Origin of the sequence: Vibrio harveyi NBRC 15634 = ATCC 14126 = KCTC 12724 (assembly GCF_001591145.1) — a bacterium.
Lineage (GTDB): Bacteria > Pseudomonadota > Gammaproteobacteria > Enterobacterales > Vibrionaceae > Vibrio > Vibrio harveyi.
In genome coordinates this window covers 51,309-60,909 of sequence record NZ_BCUF01000037.1, presented here as the reverse complement: position 1 = coordinate 60,909, position 9,601 = coordinate 51,309, and the positions used below count along the sequence as shown (strand labels likewise).

Here is a 9,601-nt window from a genome sequence, read left to right as displayed (position 1 = left end):
TTCGCAAGCACATCAATAGTAACGGCGGTATCTTCATCCGTTGTAACAGTGTCGTTTACTGCCACTGGTGCGTCGTTGATCGGGTTTACCGTTACAGTAACCGTGGCTTCATCAGTTAGTGCGCCATCTGTTACTACATAAGTAACCGTCGCTTCACCGTTAAAGTCTTCTGCAGGTGTGAATATCAACTTACCATCAATAATCTCTACTGTGCCTTGTTCTGCCGGAACAGTTGCCGATTCAATACTTAGTGAATCACTATCTGCGTCTTGGTCGTTAGCCAATACATCGATAGAAACCGAAGCGTCTTCATCGGTCAAAACGCTGTCATCTTCAGCAACCGGAGGACGAGGGTTGATTGCTGGCGATGTATTATCTGAATTTGCTGCGTTCAAAATAAGATCCGCAAGCGATAGGTTTTGAGTTTCAGACAAACCTAGTGCTGCGATACCCGTCGTTTCAAACAAAGTGCTAGCAAGTATTTCTGCCCCTGTACGCTCAACAGTCCCACTTTCTTGCAAACTGGAGCCGGCATTCTCACCCGCAGCTGGGGCAAACTCTTCGTTCAGTAATGTCGGGTCTTGCCCGTCTCTAAGAGCGTCAATAATTTGAGCAACATCTTGAGTGATGTCTTGCTCGTCTTCTTCTGTTGCAACTTTAACTTGAAGTTTTTGTGGTTCATCTTCGATGACTGCAACAATCAGTTCGCCCGGTAATGGTCGCTCATTCTCGGCAAGAACCTTCAATTGCCCATTCAAATCTAATACGACTAACTGCTCACCAACTGGAACTAAGGAAGTACGATCCATATAAACCTCTGACATAAAAATACTGTCAACATTTTGACCAATGATACTTATTAGCTATATATTGCCCGAATATATTCCGCAATAACAGCGCATTAACACTTAATTTCAACTTTTGAGTCACATATTACTTATAAAAGTGTATATAGGACCTGTTTGGGACTAGATCACAAACATACAGGCACCAATTCTGTTTAAACCATTGAAAACATGATCTTTATCCAGAAAATAATTAGAACAACAGCTCATAAAGTGTAAAACTAATTATCCAACATTAATTATAGCAACTAGTCACATAGTTGATTGTTAATAGCATTGTGCGTTAGATTATTGACGCCTATAGAGTTGTCCCTATTTATAAGAACAATTTCTCGCCTTCAGACATGACTAAATCTAGGAGAAACAAAGTGAAGTGGACTCGTGCCAACGCCATATGCTTTGGTGTGCTTGCCGTTAGCCCTGCTTTCGGACAAACACTTGAGCAAGCGGTTGAAAATACACTTATTAGCAACCCAGACATCAAAAGTGCGTTTAATGAATTCGTAAGTAAGCGGTATGTGAATGAAGCCTCGAGCGGTGCTTATCTTCCTTCTGTCGACCTAGATGCAGGCGTCGGATATGAAGGGATAAACCCAGCAGAGAGTAATCGTAAGTCTACTGATTTAACGCGAAAAGAAGCGACAATTACGCTAACCCAGCTTATTTGGGATGGTTCAGCGACGCTTAACGACATTGACCGTACTGCAGCGGATGCTGAATCCGTTCGTTACCAATTATTAGCAGATGCTCAAGATAAAGCATTAGAGGTAGCTAAAGTCTACCTGGATGCCGTTAAAGCCTATGAAGTACTGACGCTTTCTGAAAATAACCTGAAAGTGCATAAAAAAATCTATCAAGATATCAAGAAACGTGTAGATTCAGGTATTGGTTCAACAGCGGACTTAACGCAAGTAGAAGCTCGTTTAGCTAAAGCACACGGTAACTTGGTAGCTGCTCAGAACAACTTGTTTGATACGCACACGATCTTCACACGTCTTGTAGGTCAAGCTCCGCAAGGACTTATCTTCCCTCGCGCAGATCAAAACTTCATTCCTTACACAGTAGATGATGCGATTGATTTGGCATTTAATTCTCACCCAGTGATTAAGATTTCAAAAGCGGATGTTGATTCGGCTAAGTTCCAGTACAAACAGTCTAAAGGTAACTACTACCCAACAGTTTCCGTAGAAGCTTCGCAAACATGGCGTGATGACGCAGCTGGTGTCGAAGGAAACAGTGATGAAACAACAGCGATGCTGCGTATGCGTTACAACCTATACAATGGTGGCAGTGACTCTGCAAATGCCGAAAGTTTCGCCTACCAGTTGAACAAAGCAAAAGACTTACGTGAACGCGCATATCGAAATGTAGAAGAAGGTTTACGCCTTTCTTGGAGCGCACTGGATCTGACACAACAACAGAAACAATTTTTGTCCGATCACGTAGATTCAGCTTCTGAGACAGTTATTGCGTACGAAAAACAATACCGAATTGGTAAACGTACCCTACTTGACTTATTGAACACAGAAAACGAATTGTTTGAAGCTCGCAAAGACTACTTGGATGCGAAGTACGCAGAACAATACGCCAAATACCGTGTGATGAATGCGACTGGTCAACTATTGAATGCGCTTCGCGTTGATGTTCCGACTGAGTGGAATCAGAAGGTGGAGTACTAATTATGCAAGCAGTAAAGATTCTTTTCTCGTTGGGTCTTATCGTCGCAGCAAACCAAGCATTTGCGGAAGACGAGTATGAATACATGCAAACACCAAATGCTCAGCAAATTGCAGACCTACAAGATGACGATGATGATGGTGTGATTAACGCAAGGGACCTTTGCCCTGATACGCCGGCAACGTCAGAGATCGACAATGATGGTTGCGGTGAGTACATAAAGTCGTCTGAACAAATGCAAGTCCGTGTATTGTTCGCCAACGACTCTGATGAAATTAACCCTGTATTCCATCGCCAGATTCGCCAATTGTCTGAGTTTCTCAAAGAATACCCGACAACCTCTATCGAGCTACATGGCTATGCGAGTAAGGTAGGCGGCGCTTCTCATAACTTAGACCTATCAAAACGTCGAGCAAATAAAGTGCGCTCTGCGTTATTAGGTTACGGTATCAAACCAGATCGCGTTCGAATTGTTGGCTATGGCGATACTCACCTTGCTCAACAAGGAACAGACGAAGTGAGCCACGCACTTAACCGTCGTGTAACGGCCTCTGTTGTAGGCTACAAAGGTGAAATTAAAAAAGAGTGGACAATATTTACCACCCTTCCAGAGAACACACTTTAAGGAGCTTCGGCTCCTTTTGTTTTTCAACCTTGTTAAACCGTATTATGCTTTTGGAATCGGCACTTTAGTGTTAACCTACTCGCGTCATAACAATGAGAGTTTTGAAATGAGCAAACTTACATCAGATATCCAAGCAAACCTTGACCTTTTCGTTGCTGAAACTAAAGAAAACCAACTAGTTTGGGGTTTACGCAATGAAGAAGGTTGGCTATCTTGCGATTCAACTGAATTCGAAAACAGCGAAGTCATGCCTTTCTGGTCATCTAAAGAAGATGCGCAGGCACACAACGTTGAAGAATGGGCAGATTTCGAAGTACTAGAAATCCCACTAGATATCTTTGTTGAAGATTGGCTACTAACTCTTGCAGAAGACGGCGTTCTTGTTGGCACAAACTGGAATGCACAGCTAGAAGGTAAAGAGGTTGAACCTCAAGATCTAGCGAAACTATACGTAGGCTGATTCCCTAGGACCTCAGCACCGTGCTGGGGTCTTCTTTTCTATTACTTACCTTTTCGATGTAAAGCTCGACCGAGCGCATAGTTTTCATCACCCCACTATCTATACCCTTTGGCTTTTGTCACAATGACTCACTTCCAATTGGTATATCATACTGAACAAACAATATAGCAATAACATAAGGTTACATCACTATGCGTACGCTGCTTACTTTGCTTGCGTCTCTCCTATTAGGCAGTCAAGCAAACGCAAGTGACACTCAAAGCATCACTCAATGGCATTCTGTTTATCTAGCTACAATGAAAACAAATTCCAAATCTGCGCTCCACATGCTTCAAGACAGATACCACACTGCCGACTCTAATAGTGAGAAGCTTTACGTCAGTGGTTTGATTTACGAATACATGTCGAATATCAACCAGCCTTACTTTGGTAGCAGTCAGTTTCTGGAAAATCACTTTGCAAAGTTGGAATCAAAGTACATTCAAGCACTGTTAGAACGCAAACAGGGTGACTACGACGCTGCAGTAAACTTGTTCACCTCATTACTGCAAAGTGCTAAACAGCGCGCAGATATAGAAACAAAAGCGTTAATGAACTACCAGCTTTGCTACACCCTCAATCAACAGGGTCAGTACCACAAGGCTAACTTTTTCTGCTCATCGCTTAATAACCACTTAACTAACGACCACAAAGAGAGTATTCCTGCAGATCTTGCGCTGCGTGTAATCGCAAACAACTTCGACTTCCGTGGCGAATACGATATTGCACTTAGCTTGTACCGCCGACTCATTAATGAAATGCCAGCGCAAAGCGACCCCACAGGTGTTTATAACGATGTAGGTAATTTGCTGAGTGAACTAGGTCAATTCGAACAATCTGAACAGTACCTAATTCAAGCACTACTTGCTCGACAATTAGAAGCCACACCTCTTGAAGTAGCTCAAGTGGAACATAGCTTGGCATCCATGTATTACAAATCTAAAGATTACGAGAAGTCCATCAGTCACTATAAGAATGCGCTAACACTACTCGAAGAACTGAATTACCCATACGGCAAGGGACTAACTTATCTTGGGCTTGGTTCTGCCTACGTCGATTCTGGTGACTTAAAAAGCGCCGTTCCCCATATTAAAAACGCTTTAGAGTTGGGCAAAGAGTACGAAAACGAACGCTTACAAACTGAAAGTCACTTGGCGGCAGGCTTCGCTTACCTAAAACACCGCATGTTGAAAGAAGCACTGGAACACGCGAATGCCGCGTTAGAGTTAGCAAACAAGAACTCAACGACCGCGTTGCAATCAAAATCTCAATTGTTACTCTCGCAAATCTTCCAAGAACAGAACGAGTATGAAACAGCTCTATCCCACTACCGCGAGTACGCAACATTGGAGTTAGCAAACCGAGATGCCAACAATGTAAAAGCAATCGAAGCGCTAGACCTAACGAAAAGTGAATATGAATATGAGTTGCAACTCGTAAAAATTGACAACGAACGTAACTTAAAACTGCTTGAGCTTAAAAAGCTTGCCGAGCAACAGCGAGCGTACAACTTTGTAGTATTTGTGTTACTCGCTGTTTTGTTGGTCGCACTCTTTGCTCTACGAAAAATAAAGATGGAATCTCGTTTAGACAAGTTAACAGGCTCCCTGAATCGGAGTTCAATCATCGAGAAAATCCGTTCTCAATCGATCAGCGCGCCAGATGATATGCGCTACGTACTTGCACTATTCGACCTAGACAACTTTAAACTGATTAACGATAAATACGGGCATCCAGTAGGCGACTTAGTCCTAACTCAAGTCTGTAAGTCACTTCAATCTAAACTAAATAAAGGAGAATATTTGGGACGTATTGGAGGAGAAGAGTTTATCTTGTTACTAAAGAATGTGGATGAAATTGATGTGCCATTTCGTGTTCAAAGCCTTCACAAAACCATCTCAGAAAAGCAGATAAAAACAGACGACGGTCATTCGGTCAATGTCACAGCAAGCTTGGCCTATCTCTCTACATCAAAACCACTTAGTAATTTTGATGAGCTGTATTCGATATTAGACCAAGCTTTGTATCAATCAAAAAGAAATGGGCATGATGCCGTGATTGATGCTTATAACGAGCCTATTGATCTTCCGCTTTCTGCTTTTGAATCAACGACTGCATAACAGTGTCTTTGTTATTAAGGTAATCATCTAAGCCCGCTTTGCGCAGATCGCAAGACGGGCAATCACCACAGCCATCACCAATGATGCCGTTGTAGCAAGTTAGAGTACTTTCACGGACCAGTTGCAACGCATCGTACTGATCTGCCAACGCCCATGTTTCCGCTTTATTTAGCCACATCAGCGGTGTTTTGATGTCGAACTGACGGTCCATGCCTTTTACTAAAGCACTGTTCATCGCTTTCACAAAGTCATCACGGCAATCAGGGTAACCACTAAAGTCGGTTTCACACACGCCAGTAATAACGGTTTCAGCACCAATTTGGTATGCATAAATGCCAGCTAGCGTTAGGAACAAAATATTACGACCCGGAACGAATGAATTCGGCAAACCGTTCTCTTGAAGTTCATGAGAAACTGGAATGTCATCGCGAGTCAAAGAGCTGATTGCTAGTTCGTTCAGAAGACCTACATCCATGACTTTATGAGCAGCAACACCAAGATCTTTTGCTACTTTTTCCGCAACTTCGATCTCTAACTTATGACGTTGACCATAATCAAATGTGATTGCATGTACTTCATCAAACTCTTTTAACGCTTGAACCAGACATGTTGTAGAGTCCTGTCCACCACTGAAAACAACAACTGCTTTTTTCATCTTTTTCTCCGAGCTTAAGCAATACTTAAGTATTTATGAGTTTGAACTGACAAGCGCCAGTTACGTGCCACGCAAGTATCAATACAAAGCTGTGTTGCTCTTGGCTTTTGGCTAATTGGTTGCAGAGCGATGATGGTTTTTGAGTCTATATCGGCCATCGCAAGCAAGTTATCAAGATGATCTATATCTTTTTGTGTGCCAACAGGATGCTTAATTTCATTTGCGCGCTCCAACGCACTTTTAAGTACAGGCAATTTACCTTTCATCGCGACTTTAGGTGACACGGTCACCCAAGTATTTTCTGAAGTAACGACTTCTGAAGTGCCGCTGGTTTCAATTTGGCACTGGCAACCCATATCTTCAAATGCTGCGGTTAAATCACGCAAATCATAAATGCAGGGTTCACCGCCAGTGATCACAATGTGCTGAGCATTGAAGCCTTGCTTTTTGTATTCTGCTACGATGTCTTGTGCTGATGCGAAACACCATGTTGGGGAGTCCTCTGTTTTCACCAAGATATCGCCAATCTGGCGTTGGTCTTTCTCTTCTGCGTACCAAGTTTGCTTTGTATCGCACCAAGAGCATCCTACCGGACATTCTTGCAAACGCACGAAAACTGCTGGCACACCAGTGAAAACCCCTTCCCCTTGGATGGTTTCAAACATCTCATTTAGCTTATACAACGTAGAACTCACTCAACTCATAATACTTCGAGGCGAAGACCTTAATGGAGAGGCGCACTCAGGTCAATTTAAACCAAAAATAAATTGTTAAAATAGGTCTTTTTGTAGTTTCATACACGAGTTCCCAATTTTTAAGGTAAGTAAAGATGTACAAACTGATCGCCCTAGATATGGACGGTACGTTGCTAAACAGCGACAAAGTAATTTCAGAAGAGAACAAGCAAGCCATCACTAAGGCTCGTGAAGCAGGTGTGACCGTTGTACTTGCATCAGGTCGCCCTCTTGAGGGTATGCAAGACAAATTGGATGAGTTAAACATCAACTCTGATAAAGACTTTGTACTGTATTACAACGGTTCTATGGTGAAGAACATTGGCACCAATGAAATCATCCACCAGCAAATCATCGATGGCAAAGCAGCAAAGAAAATCGCTCGCAAAGCAAAAGAACTTGGGGCGTACGTTCATGCATTCAGTCAAGAACACGGTTTAATTACTGAAGAAAACAACCCATACACTGATATCGAGGCAAAAATTAATGGTCTTGATGTCACTGAAATGAACTTCGAGTCACTTTCTGATGATCACGCCATCATCAAAGCGATGATGGTTGCAGAGCCAAGCAAACTTACCGAAGTGATAGCAGCGCTACCGTCAGATCTAAGAGAAGAATTCACCGTAGTACAAAGCGCACCGTTCTTCTTAGAGTTTTTGAATCCATCAAGTAATAAAGGCATCGGTGTTTCAGCAATCGCAGAATACTTAGGCATCAAAGCTGAAGAAGTGATTTGTATGGGCGATGCCGAGAACGACCATCACATGCTTCAATATGCGGGTCTTGGTATTGCAATGGCAAACGCGATGGAAGAGACAAAAGAAATCGCAGACTACATCGCTGAGAGCAACGATGAACACGGCGTAGCAAAGTCTATTGAGAAATTCGTTTTGAACGCTTAACAAATCTGAAGTAAACGCCAATTAAAAAACCTCGCTATTAAGCGAGGTTTTTTATTACTCTGCGTGCTTGTTTTTACACGTTAGTTTTCTCGCTAACACAATAAATGTCAGCATCAATAGAGGATAATGGAAGGTGCTAAACACCAAAGACCAAAATCCGCTAAATGAAACCGTTGTGCTCAAGTAAAGATACAATTGCTCAACCAGCAATAACGCCAGAATCACAAACAACATCTGTTGACGGTCAAAACGTATTTCTGACTCTTTGAAGGTCATCACCAGCGCTGACGCAGTAATCAGAATCGCTAACCAGCTAGTAAATACGGGCAACGGCCAAATGACAGAAATCACTGCGGTAATCGCAGTCATCGTAAACCAAACACTTTTTGAACTGAGTAACTTGTCTACGTCCACATCGGGGTTGCCTTCGAGTCGGAGCACATGCCATGCAACCAAAGAACCCAACAAAGCACCAATCAACATATCTAGGATAAATGCAGTACCAAGGAAGAACTTACAAGCCAGTACGGTCAAAGTCACAAGGGCAACAAGCAACGTGATTCGGTTTAGACCAAAGGTATTTGTTCTTTGGAACATAAACGTCATCACACAAAACCACACCTCTACCGGCAAACTTGGAAAACTAAAGCCAAAGCTTTGAGTTAACTCTGCCATTGGTACATATACATGCGGTCTTGGTAGTGAGAACCCCTGTTGAGCAACGAGAGTCATCAACGAAGTTGCGGTAACAGCAAAGAACAGCCGATATACAAAACGACTATCGAAACGCATCATCACGAATGGAAACAAGAACAACAAAAATGTTGGATTGCTCAAACTCGTAATTAGGTCTGCGATTTCACACGCCGTATTACGACTACTCGATGAAAACGAACCTACCCAACTCTGTAGATCCATCATCCAAGACAACTCCAGTTGACGGAAATTGGGCGCTGACTCAATTAACTGTTCAACATAAACGACAGGTTGTTCAGTCGCTCTAGTGTAGAACTCGCCTACATCTTTCCACTGCTCAGGATAACGGTACAAAGAGGCTGACATGTTACTCGGGCTCACTAGCATCGCAGAAGCGACTTCAACGCCATAATGAGGAGCAAACCAGATAGGTAACTCATTACCATCAATTTTATTGGTCATCGAAAACGCAATTACGTCTGAATCCGATACACAATCAAAGAAAACAGCAGTATCTGTTCTACCTAACTCTTCACCAACAGTAACAACTAAACCGGTTTCTTCCCACGTTTCTCTCTGCGCAGCAAGTTTAGGCGATTCACCTTGAATAATGGTGCCACCAGGAAGGGAAATTTTATTCGTTAATATCTCGTGGATTAATACTAATTTGTTATCTGCGCGAACAACACAAAGCGCCCCTTTCACATCTTCTGGAAGAGGATTCGCGGCAGACAAAGGAGAAACAAACAGTGAAATGGAATACAGGATGAGAAAAAACAACTGTCTCAGCACAAAATACAACCTTTAAAAGAGAGAAGAATCACACCGTCATGATGGCAGGGTTG

General features: G+C 42.6%; 9 protein-coding genes. 5 read left to right on the top strand and 4 right to left on the bottom strand.

Translation table 11 applies throughout. The features are described 5' to 3' along the window. Positions 1-809, bottom strand: an 809-nt coding sequence (locus VHA02S_RS18060) for an Ig-like domain-containing protein (RefSeq protein ID WP_169800195.1), incomplete at its 3' end; no start/stop codon positions are given. Between the two features lie 404 nt (positions 810-1,213). Here VHA02S_RS18060 and VHA02S_RS18055 point away from each other — a divergent pair. The 4 genes from VHA02S_RS18055 (at position 1,214) to VHA02S_RS18040 (ending at position 5,766) form a co-directional block, all read left to right on the top strand. Then, a complete protein-coding gene (locus VHA02S_RS18055; RefSeq protein ID WP_009696936.1) occupies positions 1,214-2,524 on the top strand; it encodes a TolC family outer membrane protein in 1,311 nt (436 codons plus the stop codon). Positions 2,525-2,526: 2 nt separating this feature from the next. Next, on the top strand, positions 2,527-3,147 hold the full coding sequence (locus VHA02S_RS18050) for an OmpA family protein (RefSeq protein ID WP_005451972.1): 621 nt from the start codon (positions 2,527-2,529) through the stop codon (positions 3,145-3,147). A gap of 106 nt (positions 3,148-3,253) precedes the next feature. Further along, positions 3,254-3,607 (top strand): DUF2750 domain-containing protein, encoded by a 354-nt coding sequence (locus VHA02S_RS18045; protein ID WP_005451971.1) that lies wholly within the window; start codon positions 3,254-3,256, stop codon positions 3,605-3,607. A gap of 191 nt (positions 3,608-3,798) precedes the next feature. Then, complete coding sequence (locus VHA02S_RS18040; RefSeq protein WP_005451970.1) at positions 3,799-5,766, top strand: tetratricopeptide repeat-containing diguanylate cyclase; 1,968 nt, start codon at positions 3,799-3,801, stop codon at positions 5,764-5,766. Here VHA02S_RS18040 and queC read toward each other — a convergent pair. Together queC and queE are read right to left on the bottom strand one after the other, a co-directional pair. After that, positions 5,723-6,421: a 7-cyano-7-deazaguanine synthase QueC gene (queC, locus tag VHA02S_RS18035; RefSeq protein ID WP_029789726.1), complete on the bottom strand. Its 699-nt coding sequence runs from the start codon at positions 6,419-6,421 to the stop codon at positions 5,723-5,725. The two genes, VHA02S_RS18040 and queC, sit on opposite strands and share 44 nt — an antisense overlap. Before the next feature lie 14 nt (positions 6,422-6,435). Beyond that, the gene (queE, locus tag VHA02S_RS18030) at positions 6,436-7,086 is read right to left on the bottom strand and encodes a 7-carboxy-7-deazaguanine synthase QueE (RefSeq protein WP_017188077.1); all 651 of its coding nucleotides are present in this window, start codon (positions 7,084-7,086) and stop codon (positions 6,436-6,438) included. A 164-nt stretch (positions 7,087-7,250) separates the two neighbouring features. On the opposite strand from queE, the gene VHA02S_RS18025 reads away from it, so the two are divergent. After that, entirely contained in the window at positions 7,251-8,060 is an 810-nt protein-coding gene (locus VHA02S_RS18025; protein ID WP_009696940.1) for a Cof-type HAD-IIB family hydrolase, read from the top strand. 54 nt (positions 8,061-8,114) lie between these two features. On the opposite strand, the gene VHA02S_RS18020 is transcribed toward VHA02S_RS18025, so the two are convergent. Continuing rightward, the gene (locus VHA02S_RS18020; protein WP_038899044.1) at positions 8,115-9,548 is read right to left on the bottom strand and encodes a bifunctional NUDIX hydrolase/phosphatase PAP2 family protein; all 1,434 of its coding nucleotides are present in this window, start codon (positions 9,546-9,548) and stop codon (positions 8,115-8,117) included. Positions 9,549-9,601: the final 53 nt, after the last annotated feature.